Source organism: Arthrobacter sp. StoSoilB5 (assembly GCF_019977235.1).
Lineage (GTDB): Bacteria > Actinomycetota > Actinomycetes > Actinomycetales > Micrococcaceae > Arthrobacter.
The window spans coordinates 3,643,831-3,667,587 of the sequence record NZ_AP024646.1; the positions used below are offsets into that span (position 1 = coordinate 3,643,831).

Here is a 23,757-nt window from a genome sequence, read left to right on the forward strand (position 1 = left end):
GGGGGTCCTTCTTGAGTGAGGTCCCATGAGCACTGCTACGTTCAACTCCACCGTCCTGCCGTCCTTTGCGGTCGGAGCAGCGCAGGAAGCCGCTGCAGGCAGGCCCCTGGCCGCTGTCACGGGCGCGGAGCTGCAAGCTCCCCTGATCCAGGGTGGCCACGTCCGCTACGCCAACCTCGATTACGGAGCGTCGGCTCCGGCCCTGACCATCGTTTCTGCGTATCTCAATGAGATCCTCCCCTACTACGCGAGTGTCCACCGCGGTGCGGGCTACGCTTCCCAGATCAGCACGTCCGTCTACGAGAACTCCCGCGACATCGTGCGTGAGTTCATTGGCGGCCGCCCCGACGATTCCGTCATCTTCACCCGGAACACCACGGATTCACTCAACCTGTTGGCAGGCTGCCTTCCGCAACTCGACGGAAAGCCGACCGGCGAGGTCCTCTACCTGGACATCGAGCACCATGCCAACCTCCTGCCTTGGCAGGGCGTTCCGCACCGCAGCGTCGTAGCTGCTTCTACACTGACCGCTACCGTGGCAAAGCTCCGCGAGGAACTCAGTCAAGGCGGCGTGTCCTTGCTGGCAGTTACCGGGGCTTCGAACGTGACGGGCGAAATCCTGCCGATCGCCGAACTAGCCGCCCTGGCGCACGAATACGGTGCACGGATTGTGGTGGACGCAGCCCAGCTTGCCCCTCACCGCCGCATCAACATCACCGAATCAGACGTCGACTACATCGTATTCTCCGGGCATAAGCTCTACGCTCCGTTCGGCGCCGGCGTTGTTGTAGGGCGCCCTGACTGGCTTGACGCCGGCACTCCCCACCTTGCCGGCGGCGGCGCTGTTCGTGAAGCCCGCCTCGACTCGGTCAGTTGGGCTTCCGGTCCCGCACGTCACGAGGGCGGCTCCCCCAACGTCCTGGGCGCGGCAACATTGGCGCGCGCTACGCAGGTGCTCGCCGGGCTGGACCAAGAGGCCTGGCATGCTCATGAAGCGGCCATCCGCTCGTACCTGGTACAGGGACTTGAGGCAATCGACGGCGTTACCGTCCACCGGATCTTCAGCGACTCCGAGGACACCATCGGCGTGGTCAACTTCTCGGTGGAAGGATTCGACGCCGGATTGGTCGCGGCTTACCTCGCCGCAGAACACGGTGTAGGGCTTCGTGACGGCCGCTTCTGCGCGCACCCCCTGCTCAAGCGGCTCGGACTCCCTTCGGGCTCGCTGCGGGCCAGCTTCGGCGTGGGCTCCCGCTTGGAGGATGCCACACGGCTGCTGGCGGGTATCGAGGAACTCAAGCGCACCGGGCTCGGCTGGGACTACGTGGTGGACGAGGGCCGCTGGGTACCGGCCAATGACCACCGCAGCTACCCGGAATGGGCACCGAATACGCCCGGCACCGCAGGTGCCGCGCCCTGCACTATTGACTAAGCGGCCTGAGCCGGATCGTCAGCATGGTCCTTACGGTAAATTCGTAGGGTATCCCAGGCGTTTGCGGTAAAGGAGTTGTTGCGTGGCCATGCATTCCCGAGGTCTTTCCGGAGGCACGGGTAGCCCCGGTGGACCCAAGCTGCATGCCACCCGCCGCCGCGAGCTGGGCCTGAGCTTTCAGGACGGCGGGGAACACTACGATCGCGTTCGGCCCGGCTATCCCGCAGATTCAGTGGACTGGCTTCTTCCTCTGGGAGCGAAGTCCGCCGCGGATCTCGGAGCGGGAACGGGAAAATTCACTGCCCTCTTGGTGGAACGCGGACTTGAGGTGGCCGCCGTCGATCCTTCCTTGGACATGCTGGAGCAACTGCAAAAGTCCTATCCTGACGTCAAGGCGTTGGAGGGAACGGCCGAGGCAACAGGGCTGACGGACTCAGCATTCGACGTCGTCAGCGTTGCCCAGGCCTGGCACTGGTGTGACCCGCTCAAGGCCAGCACGGAAATCGCCCGAATCCTTCGCCCCCACGGAGTTCTTGGCCTCGTATGGAACCAACTGGACACTTCTGTGCCCTGGGTCCACCGGCTATCGCGCATCATGCACGCCGGAGATGTGCACAAGCCCGGCTTCCGGCCAGTTATCGGACCGGAATTCACGGATGTGGAGAGCCATCTCACCAGTTGGCTGGACGCTGTGTCGCCGGAGGACATCATGGAGCTCACCAAATCGCGCAGCTACTACCTCCGCGCCAACGAGGCCACCCGGGCGAAGGTCATGGGCAACCTGGAATGGTACCTCTACGATCATCTGGGCCACGCCCCCGGCCAGCTCCTGGAACTGCCGTACGTGACGCAGACTTGGCGGGCCCGCAAGATCCAGGGCGCCCTGCCACGGTAGGCTTGGTGTGTGAAGACCAGTACGCCCTCCTCCTCGATCGAGGACTACGTCAAGGTCATCTACTCCTACACGGAGTGGCAGGACAAACCAATTACGTCCTCCCAGCTTGCCCAGCGGCTTGGCGTTGCCAATTCCTCGGTGTCTGAAATGGTCCGCAAACTCAAGGACCAGGGCTTGGTGGATCACCAGCCTTACAGTGCTATCAGGCTGACTCCGGAGGGCATGCGCCTGGCACTGTCCATGGTCCGGCGCCACCGCCTCATTGAGACTTACCTCGTGGACGAACTCGGTTACAGCTGGGATGAAGTCCACGACGAAGCTGAGATGTTGGAACACGCTGTGTCCGATACCTTCATCGAGCGCATGGCCGCCAAGCTTGGCCATCCCCTCCGGGATCCCCATGGCGACCCCATTCCCTCGGCAGACGGATCGGTGGAGTTGCCGCACGCCTACCGCATGATCGAGTTGGACGAGGGCCACTCAGGCCGCATCACCCGGATCAGCGATGAAAACCCCGATCTCCTCCGCTACCTCGCGTCGGAAGAGATCACCTTGGACGCTCCGGTGGAAGTTGTGGGCCGCAAACCTTTCGGCGGAGCCCTCGTTGTTCGGATTGGCAGCGGTCCACAGCGCCGCGAGTTTGATCTTGCCGACGAAGTTACCTCGGCACTTTGGGTCCAGAGCGCCGAAGTCCACGAAGGTTGCGTACTTCCCGCACGATGACCCGATGCGCTGCCCAGGCTACGTACGCTGGCTGGCCGACCCGCCGTCGTCGGACGCTGCATCCGGTTCGCTCCCAGCGGCAACTGCGGCTTCCGGAGCGGGGTTACGGATCCCGACGGCGGACGCCACCGCCCCGACAACGAACAGTACCGCCGTGACTATCAAGGCGTTGTACAAACCTTGCCGTGAGAACACCGGACCGACGATCAGGCCGGCAAAAGCAATACAGATGAGGCCGGCGATACGGGCCACAGCGTTATTGACGGCCGAACCGATTCCGGCCTCTTCCTGCGGTACCGCGCCCAGAATCGCAGCAGTGAGTGGCGCGACGAGGGTGGTGAGTCCCACACCAAAGACTATCTGGCCCGGCAACACCTGGGTCCAGTAGTTCAGTGGCTCCTGGACGGATAGGGACATGAGAAAACCAACACCGCACAACAGCGGCCCCACAGTCATGAACCATCGCGGACCATACTTTCCGGCCAACCCACCGAAGTAGGACGCCGTCAGCATCAGGATGACGGTCGCTGGAAGCAGTGCAATTCCCGCGATGGTAGCCCCCATGCCTCCCACCTGCTGGAGGTAGATTCCCAGGACGAAGAATCCAAGCGATATCCCACCGTAAATCGCGAGCGTCGCCAGGTTGCCCCAGCCAAAGTTGCGAATGGCAAACAGCCTTAACGGCAACATCGGTTGCTTGGTCCTCGCTTCGTGGACAACGAACAACGCCATGGCCACGACAGCGACCACGAGTGGCATCCAGACCTGCACACTCGACCAACCCATCCGGCCCTGTTCAATAAAGGCGTAGACAGGACCACCCAGACCGATCATGGCAAGGACCGCACCGAGGTAGTCGATTCCCTTGCTCTTGTCCCTGGCCGCGTCGGAGGCCCGAAGGCCCGCGAGCAGAGGCCAAATTGCAATGGCCGGAATAACGTTGATGAAGAAGATAACGCGCCAGGACAACATGTCCACCGAGACCCCGCCAATCAGCGGCCCAACGATGGCGGCAGCACTCGTCCAGCCGGACCACTGGCCAATCGCTTTGGACTGGGATGGCCCGGAGAAGGACGTAATGATCATGGCCAACGAACTGGGCACAAGGAGGGCCCCCGCAATACCCTGAAGTGCGCGGGACACCACAAGGACCTCCCCGTTCCAAGCCAGGCCGCACATCACTGACGTCAGGGCAAAGCCCGCCAGCCCCCATTCGAGGATCCGTGCCCGGCCAAAGTGGTCGGACAATGAACCGGCTACCAGAATCAGGGCCCCGAGGGTCAATAGATACGCATCCACCACCCATTGCTGGATGACCAAGCCACCGCCGAGCTCGCGCCCGATGGCCGGGAGTGCCAGGTTCACCACGAAACCATCCAGGATGGCAATAAAAGAAGCCACAATTGCAACCACGAGCACCCGTTTTTGAAGCGGTGTCCGGGGCGGCAGGGCGGAAGCATCCGTCATGTGCACAGCCTACGCTTCAGGTGGGCTTGGTCCGGAGAGACTATGGAGCAAGTCCGCCCCTCCGGCCATTCGTCATAGGCAGCCCTGGCATTCCTCCGCCGCGATGTCCCGTATCGTTGAATGGTGATTAGCAGACGTGACGCAGCATTGGCCCTTGATATCTCCATGGAAATGGCCCAGCGCCACGGCATTCCGTCACGGCTGTCAGAAGCCGAGCTTCGCGATCTCCAGGACAATCCACCGGCCTGGTTGGTCCAGTCACGTGCCAACCGAACGGGCAAACGGCCTGTCTGGGTCCACCTTACATGCGCCGTGTGCGGGTATTCAGAGGCGGTACGGCCCAAGAAGTGGTGGCCCGACTTCTCCTTCGTCTTTTGCGGACACCACAAGAACAGTGAATTGCCGGAACTGTTCTTGGGCGACGTACGCAGCGAATATGAAGGTGTTGGCAGCCGCTTCATCGGCGTGGTCGACGTGCGCGAGGAGCGAGCCTAGGCTGGTCCGGCTGCTGCCCGCCTCACTGTTGCCTTTCTCTTTATTGCTGGCTCATCACTGCTGGCTCATCTCCGAAGGAACCGCTATCAGCTGCAACGTTTTGCCATCACGAAGCACGGTCAGCGGGAAAGGTTCGCCTATGGCCTCGGCAAACAGCAGCTTCTGCAGGCTCTCTGCACTGGACACAGCCCTGCCCTGGGCGCGAAGCACCAGGTCCCCTGGCTGGAGCCCGGATGATTCCGCGGGCGAGCCGGCAATGACTTCCACCACACGCAGCCCCTCTTTTTGGCCAGTCCGCACCACCGCACTGGCATCCAGCGGAATAGGCGTACTCACCAAACCCAGGTAGGCGCGGCGCACCCTCCCATCCCTGAGCAGGGAGGCGATGATCCGCTGGGTGGTCCTATTAATAGGTACGGCGAGTCCAAGGCCCAATCCAGCCACGGCCGTGTTGATGCCCACGATGCGGCCCCGGGTGTCGGCCAGGGCGCCACCGGAGTTGCCCGGGTTGAGGGCAGCGTCGGTCTGGATGACGTCCTCAATAACACGCCTGTGCTCACCTGCCCTGACGGGAATGGATCGTCCCAAGCCGCTGACCACCCCTGCAGTCACTGATCCGGCCAGGCCCAAGGGATTGCCCACCGCGATCACCAGCTGGCCAACCCGCAACGAATCGGCGTTACCCAGGATGGCGGGTGGCGGAGTGGGCTTGAGACCACGAACGACGGCAAGGTCAGACAATGGGTCAGCACCCACGAGTTCCACGTCCGTCTGCTTGCCGTTCGCGAACACTGCCCTTCCGGACTGGATGCCTGCCACGACGTGGGCATTGGTCAGCATGTACCCGTCACCAGTGAAAACCACAGCCGATCCGCTGCCCACACGCAGTTGACCGTTCCGGCGCGCACTTGTCATCTCGATCGCGGCGACGTGGGGCGTGACGGAGTCCGCGACGCGAATGACGATCTGGGAGTACGCATCCAAGGCGTCGCCATCCTCGCGCGCATCCGATTCTTGCTCCGGGCCGACGTCCGGAATGTCAAACTCTGGCTCGGTACTCATCCCATGCCTCCTGCTGCCGTGGCGCCGTTTGCCGGCGGCCATGCACGTCCTGTCCGGCTCCAATCCATGATTAGCGACTGGATCCAGTACGTTCAGTGCCTACCCTGTACAACGGCCGGGACATGCCCGCTAGTCCTCGTTCCCCTACGCCGTGGGTGAACGGCCCCGAGCATCCTGTTCGGGCAAAGAAGAAGCCCCCGGATCACAAGGATCCGAGGGCTTTCCGGTGGAGATGGGGGTGTGTGATTTCAGGACATCATTTACACATGTGGCGGGACATCCTTGACAGTGCCTGTGGCGGGACATCGTCGACACTGCCGGCATGTCGCGGGACATAGACGACACATGCCCTGATGGGCTGGGCCATGTCGAAGAACAAGGTCATCGTCCTGGCCGTCCTTGAGGGCGGCATCACGCAGAAGAACGGCCACCCAGGCCATCCCCAAACCCAAGGCAAAATCGAGCGATTCCACCAGACCCTGAAAAAATGGCTTGCCGGGCAGCCTCGCGCCCACACCCTCGAGGACCTGAACCACCAGCTCGCGAAGTTCAAGCAGATCTACAACCACGAACGCCCGCACCGTGCCCTGAACCGGCGCACACCGGCAACCACCTACAACGCCGCCCCCAAAGCCGCCCCGAAGCTCGCCATCCAAGGCGACCACTGGCGGACCCGCACCGACCGGGTCGATGCCGACGGGAAAGTCTCACTCCGCTACGCCGGACGCCTCCGCCACCTGGGCATCGGTCGACTCCACAAGCACAAACGAGTGATCCTGCTCGGCCACGAAGAACACGTCCTGACCATCGAACACGGAACCGGCGAAGTCCTCGCGGAGTTCACAATCAACCCAGACCGCGGCTACCAGAAAAAACAAAACACCCCCGGTCCGAAGACCGGGGGTGTCAATGATGTCCCGACACATCCGTAAAGGATGTCCCGCTACATCACACGGTGGAGATGGGGGGAATTGAACCCCCGTCCGATGTCGTTTTGTCAGGGCTTCTCCGGGCGCAGTTTGCGTCGGATTTTCTCGGCCCCAGCCATCCTGCAAACAGGTGGCTGATCCGGGCCCAGTCATCTAAGAGTCCCGTTTACCTCAATGACGAAGGCAAACAGCAGTGGCTATCTAAATGACGCCAGGAACCGGGGCGATAGCAACCCCGGGCTGACGGACTGTCTTACTGCTTAGGCAGCGAGAGCGAAGTCAGTGCGCTTAGATTCGGCACTTATTGGTTTGCAGACAGCGTTTACGAGATAATTCTGCATCCTCGGCCCGCTTCACCTGTCGCGACTAACATCGTCGAAACCGATCATCCCCGTATTTTGTTACCAAACCGGCAAGGCATTCATCAAGTGATCAAATCCCTACCGGACTATCCATCATAACGCATGCGCCCCGAAGATCATTCCCACGACACAAGCTTTGGCGGGGCGCGTTGGCGTCCAACGCCTACCGGCGGTTGCGTTCCCGCAGTTCGCGCAACGATTCGCGTTTGTCCTGCTGCTCACGCAGCGTTTGGCGCTTGTCGTAGTCCTTTTTACCGCGTGCTATGGCAATTTCAACCTTTGCCCTACCGTCCAGGAAGTAAAGCTGCAACGGCACCACCGTGAAGCCGGATTCGCGGATCTTTTGCGAGATCTTGTCCAGTTCTTCGCGGTGGAGCAAAAGCTTCCGACGGCGGCGCGCGGCATGGTTGGTCCAGCTCCCCTGATGGTACTCAGGGATATGGATACCCTCCATCCACAGTTCGTCATTGTAGAAGGTACAGAAGCCGTCCACCATGGAGGCGTGGCCTTCACGGAGGGATTTCACTTCGGTACCCATTAGCGCAATGCCGGCCTCGTAGGTATCCAGGACATGGTAGTTGTGCCGGGCCTTCCGATTGGTGGCCACTACCTTACGGCCACTTTCCTTGGGCACGGTAGAACTCCTTGTTAGATGCGGATTTCAACTAGTGTACGCCAGAGCCCGCCGGCCCTGGTTTCTGAGCTTCTGAAGCCCGTCCCCTGACGCCTGTTCCCTGACGCCTGTTCCCTGACGCCTGTTCCCTGAAGAAGGCACCGGACCGGCCCCTAGAGGAGGGTCATGGGATCCACTGCCGCACCGTTCAGCCAGGTCTCGAAGTGTGCATGGCACCCCGTCGAGTTACCTGTGCTACCCGAGTACGCAATAAGTTGCCCCTGCGAAACTTGCTGGCCATTGGCCACCACAATGCTGCTGTTGTGGTAGTAGATCGTTGTCAGGGAGTTGCCCTGCACCACGCCGTGGGACAGCTTCACGCGCCATCCACCGCCGTCGGCCGAGTTCCAACCAGAGTTGAAGACGGTACCAGCCGCTGCAGCATAGACCGGCGTACCACAGGCCGCGCCGAAGTCGATGCCAGTGTGCATGTAACCGCCCGTACCGTAGAAATCGATGGTGCCGGGCGGGGTTGCCCGCCAGCCGAATCCTGACGTGATGGGTACATAGCTGGCGAACGGGTGCCGCAAACCAAAGGCGGAGGGCGAACCCACCGGGGGAACATACGGCTGCTCAGGAGGTGCCGGTCTTCCTTGCGCTGCCGCAGCGGCAGCCGCAGCGGCAGCAGCTTCCGCCGCGAGCCGACGCTGTTCGGCTTCCCACGCCTCCCTCAGCTTGCGGTCCCTCTCGACGATTTCGGCCGCGACAGAGTCCTGTTCCGCTTTCACGCGGGCCAGATCGGCTTCGATGCCCGGCTTTGCCGCCTGCAGTTGTCCATTCAGGCGGGTAGTGTCCTCGATGAGCTTGTCGACTTCGGCTTTCTTACTCGCAGCCTCGTCGCGTGCTGCCTTCTCCCGCTCAAGCGCGGCGTCAGCCTTGGCCTTCAGGTCCTGGATCTCAGCCTCGACTGCGGCCAATCGTGCCTGGGAGTTCACGTTGGTAGCGTTCTGCTGGGTTAGCTTGGTCATTGCAGCGTTCTGGCTGCGCATGGCCTGATCAGCAAGGTCCATGGATTCTGTCAGGCTGCCGGACTCGTTGGATCCGAAGAGCAGGGCGATGTTGGTGGGAACGCCCCCCGACTTATAGGCCTGTGAGGCGATCTGTCCGATCAGCTTCTTCGTATCGGTGATCTTCTGCTTGTCGCTCTCAAGCTGCTCAGTAATTTTGGCTTTGTTCTGCTGGGCAAGCTCCACCCTGGCAGCCAAAGCCTCGACCTCCTTGACGGCACTGGCCACTCGGCCCTGTGCTTCCAGAAGTGCCTGCTGGGCGCCGGGGAGGCGTCCTTGGTAGATGACGAGATCGCCCGCCGCCTTGGCGATCTTCGAGTCCACAAACTCCAAGGACGCCTGGACGCGGGCCGACTCAGCCTCGAGCGCAGCTTGCTGGTCGTCCAGGCTGTCCGCGTGGGCAGCGGGGGCACCCGACAGGAGGCTCACAGCGAGGCCCAGAGCGAGCACGCCACCAAGAATCCTGGCTTGGCCGGACGCAAGGCGCCAGCGCAGGGAGTTCCGGTCCAACGTGGTCATCATGAGTCCTTTTCGCTTGTCAGCACAGTCGTTCGTCGCCATACGTCCGTCATCACTAAACCTTCAAGTAGCGCCGGAGGGTCAACAAGGAGGATATCCCGGCCAAGCCACCGCCGAGCGCAATCAGCACCGGCGCGATCACCAGGACCTGCGTCGATGAGATGAAGGGAGTGTTAAGGAACTGCCTGGAGAGGTCACCGTTGAGCCAGAAGTGTGCCATGAGCCACAGCGTCACGGATGCCAACACGGCCCCGACGACGGCGGCGATCACGCCCTCCAGGATAAACGGCAACTGGATGACTGTCTTCGAGGCGCCCACCAGGCGCATGATGCCCGTTTCCCGGCGCCGGCTGAAGGCGGAGAGCCGGATCGTGGTGGTGATTAGAAGCACCGCACAGAAGATCATCACCGCGGCCACACCCATCGCGGCCACAGAAGCGCCATTCATCCAAGAGAAGATGCGCTCCAAGACCTGGCGTTGGTCACTCACCGTCTCAACGCCCGGCTGCGAGGAAAATGTTTCGCTGATGATCTGGTACTTCTCAGGGTTCTTCATGTTGATGCGGAACGAGGCCGGCAACTGGTCCTCGGACACAGAATCAACAATGGGTGAATTGGAGAACTGCTCTTTGAAGTGTTTGTAGGCCTCGGCCTGGGATTCAAACTGGAAGTCGTTGATGTATTGCTTGACGGCGGGAGACTCCAACATGGCCTGCAGGTTGTCCTGCTGTTCCTTGGTGGCTGGCCCCGAGGCGCAACCAACCGCCGTCGAGCCGTCGTTGCAAAGGAATACGGCAACCTGGACTTTGTCGTACCAGTAGCCCTTCATCTGGTTGATTTGCATCTGCAGCATACCCGCTGCGCCAACGAACGTCAGGGAAACAAAGGTCACCAATACGACCGAGATCACCATGGACAGGTTGCGGCGCAAACCGCTGCCGATTTCCCCGAGGATGAAAAGGAGCCTCACAGCTGTGCCCCCTGCGCGCGGTTGATTTCTTCGCCACTGGCATCCCGGAGCCGGCGGGATTCACCCACAACCGGGATCATGGACGTGTACAGGGCCTTAGCTTCGTCTCGGATGACCTTGCCATTCTTGAGTTCCACCACACGGCGGCGCATTTCGTTAACGATGTCGTCGTCGTGGGTAGCCATGACTACAGTGGTGCCGTTCTGGTTGATCTTGTCCAGGACCCCCATGATTCCCATCGAGGTAATGGGGTCAAGGTTTCCGGTGGGCTCGTCCGCGAGGAGGATACCTGGGCGGTTTACCACCGCACGGGCAATGGCCACGCGCTGCTGCTCGCCACCTGAGAGTTCGTGGGGCATCCGCCGTTCCTTGCCCTCAAGACCCACGGTCTTCAATACTTCAGGAACTGTCTCCCGAATGATGGAGCGGCTCTTGCCGATGACCTGCATGGCAAATGCCACGTTCGCGAAGACATTCTTCTGCGGGAGCAGGCGGAAATCCTGGAAGACGACGCCGATACCCCTTCGCAGCTTGGGCACTCGCCAGCTCGAAATGTTGGCCACGTTCTGGCCGGCTACGTAAACCGAACCTGAGGATGCTTTGTCTTCCTTCAGGATCAATCTCAGGAACGTGGACTTTCCTGAGCCCGAGGCGCCCACAAGGAAGGTGAATTCACCGCGGTTGATCTCAAGGCTGACAGAATCGAGCGCCGGTCGGGCATTCTGCTCGTAGACCTTGGTGACATTCTCAAATCTGATCATGGCCCTTTAGAACCCCGCCGGACATGACGTACTCGCCCAGTCCAACAGCCGGAGCGCGGGCTTTCGATGGGGGAAGTGAGAGCACCGGCCACTCGACTATACGCACGCAGCAGCCGGGATTCCGGGGGTTTCCGGGGCGTGTCGCCGAATCGGACACTACCGGAACGGCGAATCGAGAACCTAGCTGGCTGCGTTCCGGTTGCCCGTGCGCCAACGGATACCGGCATCGATGAAGTCATCGATGTCGCCGTCCAGCACCGCCGACGTATTGCCTACTTCGTGTTCCGTGCGCAGGTCCTTGACCATCTGGTACGGATTGAGCACGTAGGAGCGCATCTGATCTCCCCATGATGCCTTGACGTCGCCAGCCAAGGCCTTCTTTTCAGCGTCCTGCTGTTCCTTCTTAACAAGCAGCAACCGCGACTGCAGCACACGCAAGGCCGCGGCCCGGTTTTGAAGCTGCGACTTTTCGTTCTGCATTGACACGACGATCCCCGTGGGAATGTGTGTCAGGCGCACGGCGGAGTCGGTCGTGTTGACTGACTGTCCTCCAGGCCCGGAGGACCTGAAGACGTCAACGCGGATTTCGTTGTCCGGAATCTCGATGGAGTCGGTCTGTTCAATCAGCGGGATCACCTCGACGGCGGCGAACGAGGTCTGCCGGCGGCCCTGGTTGTCGAAGGGGCTGATACGGACAAGGCGGTGTGTGCCAGCCTCGACGCTCAGCGTGCCAAAAGCGTACGGCGTCTTGACCTCGAACGTGGCGGACTTCAGACCTGCTTCTTCGGCATAGGACGTGTCCATCACGGTGGTGGGGTAACCGTGGCGCTCCGCCCACCGCAGGTACATACGCATCAGCATCTCGGCGAAGTCAGCGGCGTCAACGCCACCTGCTCCTGCCCGGATGGTCACCACAGCTTCCCGTTCGTCGTATTCGCCTGACAACAGGGTGACAACTTCGAGCTCGGCGAGGGCCTTGCGAATAGAGGCAAGCTCCTTGGCTGCCTCGTCCATGGACGCTTCGTCGCCCTCGTCCTGGCCGAGCTCCACGAGAACTTCGAGGTCGTCGATCCGGGAAGCCAGCTTGGACAAGCGCTCCACTTCGGCTTGCCGGTGGGACAAACGCGAAGTGACAACCTGCGCGGATGCGGGGTCATCCCAAAGGTCCGGCGCCCCAGCTTGCTCACTCAATTCGGCGATCTCGGCCTTCAAGGCATCAACATCGGTGACGTTCTCGATGGAACTGTAAGTGGCGCGAAGCGCGCGGATTTCTGCGGGAAAATCAATCTCAGCCATGGTCTTTCCAGCGTACGCTATCAGCCGGGCTCCCCCGACTGGGCTACGTCATTGCGTCCGTATCATTGCGCTATTGCGTGAGCCGGGACCTGGCCGTGGATCTGGCTTCAACGGGAATTCCCCCGGGCAGCAGGAAATTGACCAACGGCGGATGGGCGATGGCACTCAAGACCACCACCGCGGTACCACCGTTTGAACTGCCCGTTCCAGGAGCAATTGCCAAGTGATCGTGCTTGGAGAAGGCATCGCTGCTGCCCAGATACAGATCAACTGCGCCCAGTACCCGCTCATCCACCAGCGATGCTGAGGGCGCACTGATTCCTTCGATGTCGCCCACTACGTACGAATCAGCCGCGGCAAGGGCCGCACCGTCAGCCAAGGACAGGAGTTTCTTGTGTTCCAGGTAGATCGCCGAAGTAGCAATGACCACCGAGGCCAGCAGGAGCGCCAGAAGCACGAAGCCAACAATCAGCACACTCATTTGCCCCTCTTCGGCACTGCCTCTTATCCGCCCTTTCGCCATCACCTGTGCCTCCTCCTCACTTTTGGCTCATTTGAAGCGCCCAACGACTTGAGTAGCAGAGGCATTGAGCACGGCAGCGTCCAAATGAAGTGCGTCACCAAACGGAACCATCGGTAGGGGGACAGTCAGTCGAACCGATACCGTCACTGTTGCCCCTGCCGAAAGGCAGTCTGACCGGTCGCATGAGATTTGAATTTTGGCCGCTTGCGCCGGATAGCCGTAATCCTTCAGCGCCACGAGGACACTCTGCTCCGCGGCAGTCCTCGCGAGGGCGGGTTTAGTCTGCGAAACAAAAACTTTTGCTGCCTGATCTGCCGCACCGACTACCGCGAAGGATCCGCCTTGGATTTGGCCTACGGTTACCAGGAAATAGACCACCGGAACCATGAGCAACACAGCCAGGAACGTGAACTCCACCATTGCGCTGCCCCGTTGACTTTCCACGCCTGCCCAATTCGCAGCCGTGTCTCGTGAGGGGTCGGGCTCCGGCTGCCGGATCCCACCCAGCCGATGCCTCATGGCGTGCATTGTGGAAGTGGGTAACGGCGTCGGACTCTGCACGCTACTCCGGCAGCGCAGCATGTCCGCTCACCTCCATGAATCCTCCAGGGCCGATGAGCCCCACGACTGGAATGGGGGCCCTCACGGTCACTTCCAAGGTACGAATTCCATCCAGTCTTGTTTCAGCGGTAGCCACGTCTGTTGCGAAGTCGCCATTGAGCGTCATTTCGATCAGTTCGGATGTCCTTGCCTTCGCGTCTGCGGCCGTTCGATCGGCAAGGGCCCCATACCCAGCTCCCGACGCTGCAGCATCAATAAGCGTGTTCCGCACGTGAAGGACAAGCGTGAGCTGGACGATTGCCATGAAAAACAACGTCAGCAGTGCGCCAACCAGCACAAAATCCACAACTGCAGAACCCCGTTCCCCAGATTCCTTTGCGCTGGGCACGTGGAGATGGCGATTCTGTACGCGGCAGCGTACCTGCCCCATGTCCTAGCCGCCCACTTTGGCCATGGCCTGCGCGAAGAGGTCCGCCAATGCCGGCGATGCAATGGCGAGAAGACCCGCGACCAATATGGCGGACATTAAGGTGATCATCACCCATCCAGGGACGTCACCGCGCTCACCATCTTCCAGTGGCGATACTGCATTTCCCGCCATCACCGCGAACGCCCATGGGAAAAGGGGCAAGGTCATCGTGTTTGTGGCAGAAAACGGGCGTCCGTGCTTGTTCATTACTTCCCCAATGTGTGTTTGATTTGTGTTTCTGGATGTGTAGGTGCTGTGGAGGGATAAGGCTAGGTGGTCAATGTGCCGGCTGGGTCCTGTCAAAGGCTCAACTGCAGCGCAGCGAGTGCTGGAAACGCTGCGAAAATGACCGTTAGTGGAAGGACTCCAAATACAAGAGGCACCATCATGCCGATTTCCTTTCGACCGGCTGATTCCATAAGTTCCCGCTTCGCAGCGTCCCGGACATCGGCAGCTTGTGCCCGGAGTACATCGGCCAATGGAGTCCCCCGCTCCACGGCCACCACCAACCCGTCGACGAAACGGACGAGGGGCGGCAGCTCTGTTCGGGTCGAGAACGCCTGGAGTGCCTGGACCAGTGACTTTCCTGAACGCGTGTCGGCCAGAACAGCGGTGAATTCCTTGGCAAGCTCGCCGGTGGAGCTGCGGGATATCCTGTCCATCGCACCCACGGCGCTCTCACCGGCCGCGACGGCAAGTGCCATGAGTTCGGCAAGGCTTGGAAACTCCGCGAGAATCACCGATTCGCGACGCTTGATCTTTTGGCCAAGCATGAAATCGCGAAGCAAGTATCCACACAAAGCACCTCCGATCACCGCCATCAGCGATGGAAGCGGGCTGAATCGTCCGGAGGCAGCACCCAGCCCTACGCCGAGCAGGGCGAGAAAGAATCCACCTGCGGCACACACAAGTTGTTCCGCACGGAAATCCAGCACCGTCTTCGCCGACCCGGCTCGAGCCAGTCTTTTTCGCAGCGCTGCTCCACCACCATTGAAGCGGGACAAGTGGCCGATTCCGTCCTGGATAACGGGGCGGAGTATGCGTTCCAGAGGTCCGAAGGGTGTGAGATTATGCGTTGGCGCCCTGAGGAGGCGCGACTCGAGATTGTGCGACTTAAGCTGCGGGTCAATTCGATCCGCGAAGGTCCTGCCACGCATAAATGGAAGTCGTACCAGAATCAACCATGCCCCTCCGCCGAGGAGTAGTCCGAGGAGCGTTGCAATGGCGGTCGACGTGCTCATCGCAGGACCCGCTCATCCTCGGGCAACGCCCCAATGCGCAGCATGACTGCATAACAAATGACCGAGACAAGCAGTCCGCCCAGCAGGACTATGGCCCCCACCCCGGTGTTATAGGCAAGCATGGCTTCCGGCCTGCCAGCCATAACCACCAAGACTATCCACGGCGCAGCGACAGCAAGCCGGGCACCGTTGACTGTCCAGGATTGCCTGGCCTCGAGTTCGCTGCGCGTCCGGGCGCTTTCCCGCAGAAAGCCGGCCAACGTTCCCAACATGCGTCCAAGGTCCGAGCCACCCACTTCCCGCGTCATCCGGAGTGCCTCAATAATCCGGTCAGCCACCGGATCTGCCAGGCGGTCCTTGAGCCTGTTTGCCGCCGAGTCGAAGTGACCGCCCGATCGATAGTCGGCACCAAAATCAAGGAACAGGCTGCGTAGTTCGTCTGGCCCTTTATGCCCGAGTTGGATCAGGGCCTCTGGCAATGCCAGGCCAGCGCGAATGGCTGACCTGAGATGGTCCACAACATCCGGCCAGAGTTGGCGCAACATCGCGCGGCGTTTCCGCGCCCGACGACGTACGAGGCCAAAAGGGATCCAAGCGCCGAAGATCCCGAAGCAAAGGCAGACGGGCAGTGAAGAGGTGAGAACGAAGAATAGGAGCATCGCAACGAGTCCGCAGCCAGCGCAGCTGAGAAGCAGGCCCGCACCGGTGACCTTTTCTATGCCTGCCGAGAGCAAGAGCAGTTCCAACCGCCGGGGATGGGGTTCCCTGGCCGTGGCTGCTGGTGGATGCTCCCAGGTCGACCACCAAATGAGGAAAGCTCCACTGCCGCAAAGGATCCCCAGTAACGGGGCCATCAGTTCAGCTCCAGCAGGGCTGCGACATCAAAACCAGCCAAGGCAAACTTGTCGACGGCTGGCATGGAGTTGGCTTTGGGCTGCAACTGCCCCTCAAGCATGCGGAACACCACGGAGGATTCGATGACGCCGTTTTCCACACGGCGTCCCAGCGACAGGATTTCGGTTACCTGCCGGCGCCCATTGGACTGCCGGGCACAGTGGACTACCAAGTCAATACATGAGGCGACTGTTGGCACGACGAATGCACTGGAAATGTTCGCCCCTGCCAGTAGGGGCAAGGTGCAAATCTTGGTGACCGCGTCATGGGCCGAGTTTGCGTGGACCGTGCACATGCCCGGAAGCCCGGAATTCAACGCGATCAGCATGTCGAGGCTTTCGGCTTCTCGGACTTCACCGACCACCAGACGGTCAGGCCTCATGCGAAGGGCTTCCTTAACGAGTCTTCGCAACGGAATTTCACCGTGGCCTTCGAGGTTCGGTTGCCGGCACTGGAGCCCCACGACATCACGCAGTGGGAGTTGTAATTCAAAGATCTCTTCAACCGTCACTACGCGCTCACGTGAGCCAATGCTTGCCGCAAGGCAATTCAGCATTGTGGTCTTCCCTGCCTGGGTGGCACCTGAGACCAGAATATTAAGGCCGCTTGCAACCGCTGCACCGAGGAACCTCGCAGCCTGGGGCGTGAGGCTGCCCAATTCGACGAGATGCTCAAGCCGGCTCGCCCTGGCGATGAACTTTCTGATGTTGACGGCCCAGTGCTTCCGGGTGATGTCAGGAATGGCAACATGCAACCGGGATCCATCCGGCAGGGCCGCATCCACGAACGGGGACGACAAGTCCAACCGCCGGCCCGAGCTCTTGAGCATCCGTTCCACGAGATCCCGGACTTGCTGCTCGCCCAGGGTGATTCCCGTGAGTTCGGAGTCCCCATTGCGCGCGACATAGATTTCGTGAGGCGCGTTGATCCAAATTTCCTCTATGCCGGGATCATCCAGGAAAGGTTGCAGCGGACCGAATCCGGCTACGGCATCAAAGACATGCCGGCGGGCAGTTTCCAGATGTCCCAGTGGCGGAAGGGGTCCCAGGAGAGCCCTTTCGTCATAGTCGTTGACGGCATCTTCCACCAAGCGCCGAACGTCCGCTGCCTGTTCGAGGGGGTCTAACCCGCGGCGCCTAATAAGCTCGCGGACCTCACCCTCCACAATCCGAACAGCCTCCATATATCCCCCAAAAACCTTCGTGTCCGTATCCGAGAGGCGTCTCTCGAGTCACCTACGCTAGGACAGCCATGGTCCGGGTCCAAGTCCTGCTTGGCCGCTTGTGGATAACTATTGAAACAAGAGTCCCTCCAGTATCCCCAGTCCCACTAGTCACTCCAGTTCCGGAATGTTAGGGTAAAGCCCGTTAGGAGCTGGCCTTTGGTCCCATGCGCAGGCGCCCGCCCCGGAGCTTGTCAGCAAGCCACACCATGCGCCGCTGAGCCGCGGCACAGGGCCGGAATTGGATATGACAAGAACCTCAGTAGAGTCGGTCCGTCGCATGCCACTTGCCAGGACTGGAATCGCCCTTTGCCTGGCCCTGCTGGCAGGCACCTTTCCCGGCGTTCCTGCATGGGCCGTGAATTCCGGCCCTCGGCCGGTTCCAGCTCCCACCGCCGAAGAGACCCCGGCAGCGCCAGGCTCACTCCTTCCGTCGACAGAACCCCGGGCTGTCCCGGCGGAAAGCGCCCCGGTGGTGACGAGTCAGAAGCCGTCGCCCACCGCCGTCGAGCCTCCTCCTGCTGTTCCACCCCTGCCGGCTGTCGGCCCCGCGGCGGACGATCCAGCTACGCTTCCAACGACCCTGGCAATGCCCGGCAACGCTCCGGACGCCGAAACCATGAAGGCGGCAATGCGTGCCGCAATTCCGGCGGGTGGAGCAGAAATGGGTCAGCGCTCGCCCAGGGTGGTGGCGGCAAAGCAAGATAACGGAAATTCAGGGCCTGCCGGCGCACGGGCAGTCGGCCAAGTGGTGCCCATGGCGGCCGACCCAGGGCACTGGAGGCCTACTATTGGTGTCCACGGACAGGATGTCAGTGCGCACCAAGGCAACGTCAACTGGCAGAGCCAATGGAACCAAGGTTCACGTTGGGCTTACGTAAAAGCCTCCGAGGGCAACTACTACGTCAACGAAAACTACACGCAGCAATACGACGGTTCACGCAACGTCGGAATGGTACGCGGCGCTTACCACTTCGCCATCCCCAACTGGTCCTCAGGTGCGGACCAGGCAAGGTACTTCGTCGCCAACGGAGGCGGATGGGCAGCGGATGGCTACACGCTTCCACCCGTCCTGGACATCGAATACAACCCCTACGCCGGGCGAACCATCAACGGGTTCTACTTCGGCAACACGTGCTACAACATGTCCAAAGCACAGCTTGGCCAGTGGGCTGCGGACTTCGGCAACACGGTCAAAGCCCTGACGGGCCGCTTCCCGGTTATCTACAGCACCACGGACTGGTGGAATACGTGCGTAGGCAACTCCACGTTCGGCAGCTACCCACTTTGGATTGCTTCCTACTGGAACAACCCCACGAATTCTCCCGGCTACCTGCCCGCAAGCTGGGGCGATTACAGCATGTGGCAGTACAGCAGCACAGGGCCGTTCGAAGGTGATTCCAACATCTTCAACGGTAGTTACGACCAGCTGCGAACGTTCGCACGCGGCGTCTCAACCCCCTCCAACCCATCCATCAAGTCCGGTGCGGACATTCTCACGACAAGCTCTACTGGCCGCCTGGATGTGTTCCCGGCAAGCGGAAGCGGCCGGATCAGTGGCCCCGTGGCAATCGGCTCGGGGTGGGCAGGAGCAAAATCGCTGTACGTAGTGGACTGGAACCAGGACGGTGTCCAGGACATTCTTTCGCAATGGCCCGATGGGACGTTGAAGTTCTTCCGGGGAGCTCCCGGGGGTAGCTTCTACGCCCCCGTCCAGGTCGGTTCCGGCTGGCAGGAAATGTCCCTGACTGTGGGGTGGTGGAACTCCAAGGATGCCTATCCGGGAGTCATAGGACAGGACTACCTGGGCAATTTGTACCGGTACCCGAACACAGGCGGTGGAACGCTCAGCAACGGGACCCTGATAGGGACCGGTTTCAGTGGCCACCAACTGAACCAGATCGACTTCGATGGCGACGGCAGCCAGGACATAGTTACGCGAACGTCCGACGGCACCCTTCGCTTGTATCGCTCGAATGGTTTGGGCAGCTTCCTCAACGAAGCCCCCCAAGTGATTGGTTCCGGATGGAACGGCATGACGTCGGTCAGTTCAGCCATCGGCTTCAGTGACGCCGGGTCGCAGGGGCTTCACGCCCGTACCGCCAACGGTGACCTCTACTATTACCCTGCAGTCTCAGGGTCGTGGGGCAACCGCAGTCTCATCGGATTGGGTTGGGATGACGCAATCCGGATCAGCGACGCTCCCCTGGATGTAGAGACAACCCTCGGCATCGACCAAGAGGATGTGGTGGCGGTCCGCCCAGACGCCAACCTCTACCGCTATCCCGGAACGGGCACCACCGCGCTTCTCCCGGAGGACCTCATCGGAACGGGATGGGCCGGCTTGAAGGCCGGGTTCGTCACCGATTGGAACGGAGACGGCGCCCTGGACATTGTTGCGCAGTGGTCCGACGGCCGGCTAAACGTCTACCCGGGCCGGACAGGCAGCGGTTTTGGGTCTCCGATCGCCCTCGGCAGCAACTGGAAGGATTGGACGCTGACCGTTGGCACGTGGAAGAAAGCAGATGCCCATCCCGGCCTCGTAGGATACGACTCCACTGGTCGCCTGTATTACTTCAGCAACCCCACGGGAAAAACGGTGTCCACAGGCGTATCCATTGGAGTCGGTTGGACCGGCCTGGACATAGTGCAGATGGACTTTGACAAAGATTCCAATGCGGACCTCCTGGCCAAGAACTCAGAAGGTGATCTGAAGCTGTACCGTTCGAACGGCACTGGCAACTTTATGCAGGAAGCTCCCGGCGTGGTCGGAACAGGTTGGAATATTATTTCCAGCTTCGGTGCGGTTCGCGGATTTGCCGGAGCCGGCTCCAGCGGCATCATCGCCCGTACCACACTTGGCGAGCTCCGGTACTACCCTGTGGGTTCGAACCGGTCGTGGGGAACACTATCTCGGATCGGCACGGGCTGGAACAGCCTCACGATCCTGGCGCCAGCCGCCAAATAGCATGCAACCCGCCCCTTTCGAGGGCCCTTTCGTGGAAAACTTCCGTGAAAGGGCCCTCGGTTGATTTCCAGCCTGTGCGACGTCCGGCCATGCGATAAATATCCCCGTGGAGCGGCCTAAATTCGGGGATCACATGGTCTAATGAAGGTGGTCTCACGTATTGGCTGTTCAGCGCATTTTGGGATACGGACTTTGTTTGGGGGCAAGCGAAGATCACCCATTGCGCACAATCAAGGAGTGATCTTTTATGGCGTTTAGAGTTGGAACTGCAAGCGCTGATATTACGCCGTCGCTGAGCACGAATCCGTACATGGCCGGATATGGAACCACCGACGGCGGACGCGAGGCCACCAGTAGCTCGCCGTTCGAGCCCCTCTACGCTCGGGCGATCCTCATCTGGGAAGACACCCACCCCCACATCATCATCTCGTTGGATGTCTTGGCGTTGCCTCGTGCCATGCATCAGCGGATCCGCGACAGGATCATCCAACTCGCCAATTGGTCAAGCAGCGACATCCTGATCCAAGCGACACATACGCACAATGGTCCCGCCCTGATCGACACCCTGCATCCCTTCATGGCCTACGGACTGGCAGACCTGGGATTGGTCCGTTCGTACAGCGACGACCTGGAGGACACGGTCGTGAACCTAGCGCAGGAAGCCTTGAACGCGAATGAAGAGTCAGTCACCTTCGACTACAAAGTTTCAACTCAGAACTTTTCCGCGAACAGGGTAGGCCTGCCATACACAGAAACCGCCGTCCCCATTCTGGTAGCCAGGCGGGGCAACGGCACACCCGCAGCCGTGATCTTCAGCTACGGCTGCCACCCGATCAGTGCAGGTTTGCGCACACTCTTTGACGGAGATTTCGCGGCGGGCGCCTGCAATTACATCGAGAACCGGAACCCGAATTGTTTCGCGATGTTCGTGCAGGGACCAGCCGGGGACCAGGACCCCGGAGGAGTCCGCAGCTGGGAACTCAGGGACCAGCATGGGGACGCCCTCGGCGCGACTGTCAATTCAAACATGCAGTCCGCGGGCCGGGCACTCAGCGGCCCGATGGTGACGCGCTATCAGGAGGTCCAGCTTCCACTGGATATCACACCGACGGCGGACAACCTGGCCGCCGTTCGCGCCGCATATGTGGCTCGTTTGGCGAACCCCAACGGCCAGCCGCTGTGGTATCAGCGTCACGCCCAGGTCATGATCGGACGGATCGACAGCAATAGCTACAAAACAGCGGTGCCTTCCCCCTTCCAGGTGTGGAAGTTCAACGGCAGTCCGCAACTAAAGATCGCCATGATCGGGGGCGAACTCGTCAGCGGTTATGCGGCCTATTTCCGCAATCGCAACGGCGGAACCAACGGAATCCTCGTTGGTGGATACGCGAACGAATCCTGCTGCTACATACCCAGCAACGAATTCTTTCCACCGTTCATGCCGCTTGGCAGTTATGAGGGCGGCTGGGAACCGGATTTCCCGGGAATAGCCGGTGGATCAATGACCGTTTACGGGCATCTGGCCCACTTCAAGGCGGGCACGAATGGCGTGGAAACCACGCTGATCAATGCGATGAATAGCTTGCTTGCCTGACGCCAGGAACTGTGAAAACGGCGCGGACCCAAAGAGGTCCGCGCCCTGCCTGTTTGTGGGAGCCGCCCGCCTATCCGGACACTGCCGTCTTAAGCCATTTGGTGAGCACGGCCGCCTGTGGCGCCAAGGGCGCAAGCGTCAAGGCCCCCTTCACCACAGGAACTCCATAAGCGGCCAGTGAGGCTGCGAGCGTCCTGGGATCCGTCCGGGTGCAGGCCTTAATGATGCGCAGGCAAAGGGCCGAGGCGTCTCCCGGAACGGCACCCGCTGCCAGGGCGGCATTGACGGCGGCCGTCTCCTCGGGAGTCAGGGTATGCGGTCCATTTCCGACATAGTCCACTTGGCAGTCAGTGACGTGCATGTATCGCGTGGACGCCCAGACTTCGTCAAGGCTCGAGAACTTGCCTATCAGGCTGCCATCGGCCGCTGTGCACGTGAACTGATACCGGATCAAAGGTTCCGGACGTTCAACGGGGATTTTGTTGTCGTTTGCGACCACAGGCGCCATATCGAGTGCTGGTGGTTGGGAAGTTTCTACACTGGTTCCTGAGCAACCGGCGAGGGCAAGAGCTGCCACACCGAGCTGAAGAACACTGCGCCTGCGCATGTCCACCGAGGGATCCCCACTTCATTCGGATGCTCCCCAGCTCCGCATGCATTGGATATTCGCCCCACGCCGTTCCCGGCTGCGTCTACGTACATCTTCCCCCAAATTCCGCATTTGTCACTAGTAAAGTTTTGGCCGGTAGCGAGATCGATACTCTGGCCCGCCGCTGGGAGCCCTCCGCCGGCAGCAAGGGCGCCCCCCGCAGCAGCAACGGACCACTTACATTCAGCTGCGACAGGGCCTTGCTTGACCAGTTGATACTTGCCCGGCTGGACTGACTCCCCCACTTGGTACATGCCATCGCCTACCCGTGTGCCATCGGCCCACGCTGCGATGATTTTGCCCTGCGGAGCATCTGGGCAAAGCGAGGCTGCGGCGAGCAACGCCCCGTGACCTGCGCCCTGGAAACCGCCGGGACCGCTTTCATCGCTGACCCGCGTACACAGGCGGAGGACGTCCAGCATCACAGCAAGGCCGTCATCATCGCCCGCTCCGCCCGGCGCCGCCGTCGAAATTGCCTCTGCTTCCCGAGGCGTCGGCTGGAACGGTTCCGGGCCGGTGTAGGTGACATCGCACGAGCCCATCCGTGTGTAATTTGTCGCGGCCCAGACCTCCGCCAGACTCGACAACTGGACTTCCGGCGAGGCGTCAAGACTTGTGCAGCGATAGGCGTAGCGGTCGGGTTCATCGCCCTCCCCCAACGGTTCGCCGTCCCCTGAGGTGCTGCTGCTGGGAACCGTCGACGGCGAGTGGCTGGGTTCCGCTGTTCCGCTGGTGGTTGCTGTTGCCGACGCCGTAGTCGTTCCCGGGGTGGGTTGGGGCGACGGACCCGTGCAGGCGGCCAACAGCACCACCAGCGGCACCACGATCGGAAACAGTCTGCGCATTGTGACCTCCACCTCAATCGTGCGGGGCTGCGTAGGCGCGGTCAAGACATTGGAACCGGCGAACGCGAGGCCAAAAAAATGCCCTGCATCAAAAAGTCACTAGTGACAAATGTGGAAATTGGGGGAAGATGTACGTAGACGCAGCCGGGAACGGCGTGGGGCGAATAACCAATGCATGCGGAGCTGGGGAGCATCCGAAT

At 60.9% G+C, this 23,757-nt stretch carries 23 protein-coding genes and 1 other RNA gene; 7 read left to right on the forward strand and 17 right to left on the reverse strand.

Annotated features, from left to right (window positions below):
* Positions 1-25 precede the first annotated feature (25 nt).
* From LDN75_RS16475 to LDN75_RS16485, 3 genes are all read left to right on the forward strand, one after another.
* Positions 26-1,432, forward strand: coding sequence for an aminotransferase class V-fold PLP-dependent enzyme (locus LDN75_RS16475; RefSeq protein WP_223933544.1), 1,407 nt, complete (start codon positions 26-28; stop codon positions 1,430-1,432).
* 88 nt (positions 1,433-1,520) lie between these two features.
* Positions 1,521-2,327 carry a class I SAM-dependent methyltransferase gene (locus LDN75_RS16480; RefSeq protein ID WP_223937611.1) on the forward strand — a complete coding sequence of 269 codons (807 nt, stop codon included), beginning with the start codon at positions 1,521-1,523 and terminating at the stop codon, positions 2,325-2,327.
* Between the two features lie 9 nt (positions 2,328-2,336).
* Positions 2,337-3,050: a metal-dependent transcriptional regulator gene (locus LDN75_RS16485; RefSeq protein ID WP_223933546.1), complete on the forward strand. Its 714-nt coding sequence runs from the start codon at positions 2,337-2,339 to the stop codon at positions 3,048-3,050.
* A gap of 18 nt (positions 3,051-3,068) precedes the next feature.
* Here LDN75_RS16485 and LDN75_RS16490 read toward each other — a convergent pair whose 3' ends face one another.
* The gene (locus LDN75_RS16490) at positions 3,069-4,523 is read right to left on the reverse strand and encodes an MFS transporter (protein WP_223933548.1); all 1,455 of its coding nucleotides are present in this window, start codon (positions 4,521-4,523) and stop codon (positions 3,069-3,071) included.
* A gap of 114 nt (positions 4,524-4,637) precedes the next feature.
* Between LDN75_RS16490 and LDN75_RS16495 the strand changes: the two genes are divergently transcribed.
* The gene (locus LDN75_RS16495) at positions 4,638-5,012 is read left to right on the forward strand and encodes a hypothetical protein (protein WP_223933550.1); all 375 of its coding nucleotides are present in this window, start codon (positions 4,638-4,640) and stop codon (positions 5,010-5,012) included.
* A gap of 54 nt (positions 5,013-5,066) precedes the next feature.
* Here the strand turns inward: LDN75_RS16495 and LDN75_RS16500 are convergent, their stop codons facing one another.
* Positions 5,067-6,074, reverse strand: coding sequence for a trypsin-like peptidase domain-containing protein (locus LDN75_RS16500; protein ID WP_223933551.1), 1,008 nt, complete (start codon positions 6,072-6,074; stop codon positions 5,067-5,069).
* Positions 6,075-6,439: 365 nt separating this feature from the next.
* Between LDN75_RS16500 and LDN75_RS16505 the strand changes: the two genes are divergently transcribed.
* On the forward strand, positions 6,440-7,006 hold the full coding sequence (locus LDN75_RS16505; protein WP_223933552.1) for a transposase: 567 nt from the start codon (positions 6,440-6,442) through the stop codon (positions 7,004-7,006).
* Between the two features lie 21 nt (positions 7,007-7,027).
* On the opposite strand, the gene ssrA is transcribed toward LDN75_RS16505, so the two are convergent.
* From ssrA to LDN75_RS16570, 13 genes are all read right to left on the reverse strand, one after another.
* Positions 7,028-7,396: a transfer-messenger RNA gene (gene ssrA / locus LDN75_RS16510) on the reverse strand.
* A gap of 132 nt (positions 7,397-7,528) precedes the next feature.
* Complete coding sequence (gene smpB / locus LDN75_RS16515) at positions 7,529-7,999, reverse strand: SsrA-binding protein SmpB (RefSeq protein WP_026540087.1); 471 nt, start codon at positions 7,997-7,999, stop codon at positions 7,529-7,531.
* 152 nt (positions 8,000-8,151) lie between these two features.
* Positions 8,152-9,564 (reverse strand): M23 family metallopeptidase, encoded by a 1,413-nt coding sequence (locus LDN75_RS16520; RefSeq protein WP_223937612.1) that lies wholly within the window; start codon positions 9,562-9,564, stop codon positions 8,152-8,154.
* A 55-nt stretch (positions 9,565-9,619) separates the two neighbouring features.
* Positions 9,620-10,534: a permease-like cell division protein FtsX gene (gene ftsX, locus LDN75_RS16525; protein ID WP_223933554.1), complete on the reverse strand. Its 915-nt coding sequence runs from the start codon at positions 10,532-10,534 to the stop codon at positions 9,620-9,622.
* Positions 10,531-11,295: a cell division ATP-binding protein FtsE gene (gene ftsE, locus LDN75_RS16530; RefSeq protein ID WP_223933555.1), complete on the reverse strand. Its 765-nt coding sequence runs from the start codon at positions 11,293-11,295 to the stop codon at positions 10,531-10,533. Before ftsE ends, ftsX begins: the two co-directional genes overlap by 4 nt.
* A gap of 180 nt (positions 11,296-11,475) precedes the next feature.
* Positions 11,476-12,591 carry a peptide chain release factor 2 gene (prfB, locus tag LDN75_RS16535; RefSeq protein WP_223933557.1) on the reverse strand — a complete coding sequence of 372 codons (1,116 nt, stop codon included), beginning with the start codon at positions 12,589-12,591 and terminating at the stop codon, positions 11,476-11,478.
* Between the two features lie 70 nt (positions 12,592-12,661).
* Positions 12,662-13,072: a pilus assembly protein TadG-related protein gene (locus tag LDN75_RS16540; protein WP_223933559.1), complete on the reverse strand. Its 411-nt coding sequence runs from the start codon at positions 13,070-13,072 to the stop codon at positions 12,662-12,664.
* A 69-nt stretch (positions 13,073-13,141) separates the two neighbouring features.
* Positions 13,142-13,558 (reverse strand): hypothetical protein, encoded by a 417-nt coding sequence (locus LDN75_RS16545; RefSeq protein ID WP_346347145.1) that lies wholly within the window; start codon positions 13,556-13,558, stop codon positions 13,142-13,144.
* Positions 13,559-13,676: 118 nt separating this feature from the next.
* Positions 13,677-14,063, reverse strand: a complete 387-nt coding sequence (locus LDN75_RS16550) for a TadE family protein (protein ID WP_223933560.1) — start codon at positions 14,061-14,063, stop codon at positions 13,677-13,679.
* A gap of 45 nt (positions 14,064-14,108) precedes the next feature.
* Entirely contained in the window at positions 14,109-14,351 is a 243-nt protein-coding gene (locus LDN75_RS16555) for a hypothetical protein (RefSeq protein ID WP_223937691.1), read from the reverse strand.
* Positions 14,352-14,443: 92 nt separating this feature from the next.
* Entirely contained in the window at positions 14,444-15,385 is a 942-nt protein-coding gene (locus tag LDN75_RS16560; protein ID WP_223933562.1) for a type II secretion system F family protein, read from the reverse strand.
* On the reverse strand, positions 15,382-16,239 hold the full coding sequence (locus tag LDN75_RS16565) for a type II secretion system F family protein (RefSeq protein ID WP_223933564.1): 858 nt from the start codon (positions 16,237-16,239) through the stop codon (positions 15,382-15,384). The genes LDN75_RS16560 and LDN75_RS16565 overlap by 4 nt, the downstream gene beginning before the upstream one ends.
* Positions 16,239-17,462, reverse strand: coding sequence for an ATPase, T2SS/T4P/T4SS family (locus LDN75_RS16570; protein WP_223933565.1), 1,224 nt, complete (start codon positions 17,460-17,462; stop codon positions 16,239-16,241). Before LDN75_RS16570 ends, LDN75_RS16565 begins: the two co-directional genes overlap by 1 nt.
* 286 nt (positions 17,463-17,748) lie before the next feature.
* Here LDN75_RS16570 and LDN75_RS16575 point away from each other — a divergent pair, with 286 nt between their 5' ends.
* Both LDN75_RS16575 and LDN75_RS16580 read left to right on the forward strand, forming a co-directional pair.
* Positions 17,749-20,469, forward strand: a complete 2,721-nt coding sequence (locus tag LDN75_RS16575) for a GH25 family lysozyme (protein ID WP_223933567.1) — start codon at positions 17,749-17,751, stop codon at positions 20,467-20,469.
* A 247-nt stretch (positions 20,470-20,716) separates the two neighbouring features.
* Positions 20,717-22,063, forward strand: a complete 1,347-nt coding sequence (locus LDN75_RS16580) for a neutral/alkaline non-lysosomal ceramidase N-terminal domain-containing protein (protein ID WP_223933569.1) — start codon at positions 20,717-20,719, stop codon at positions 22,061-22,063.
* Between the two features lie 70 nt (positions 22,064-22,133).
* Here LDN75_RS16580 and LDN75_RS16585 read toward each other — a convergent pair whose 3' ends face one another.
* Positions 22,134-22,562 carry a hypothetical protein gene (locus tag LDN75_RS16585; protein WP_223933571.1) on the reverse strand — a complete coding sequence of 143 codons (429 nt, stop codon included), beginning with the start codon at positions 22,560-22,562 and terminating at the stop codon, positions 22,134-22,136.
* A gap of 35 nt (positions 22,563-22,597) precedes the next feature.
* Entirely contained in the window at positions 22,598-23,557 is a 960-nt protein-coding gene (locus tag LDN75_RS16590) for a hypothetical protein (RefSeq protein ID WP_223933572.1), read from the reverse strand.
* Between the last annotated feature and the right edge of the window lie 200 nt (positions 23,558-23,757).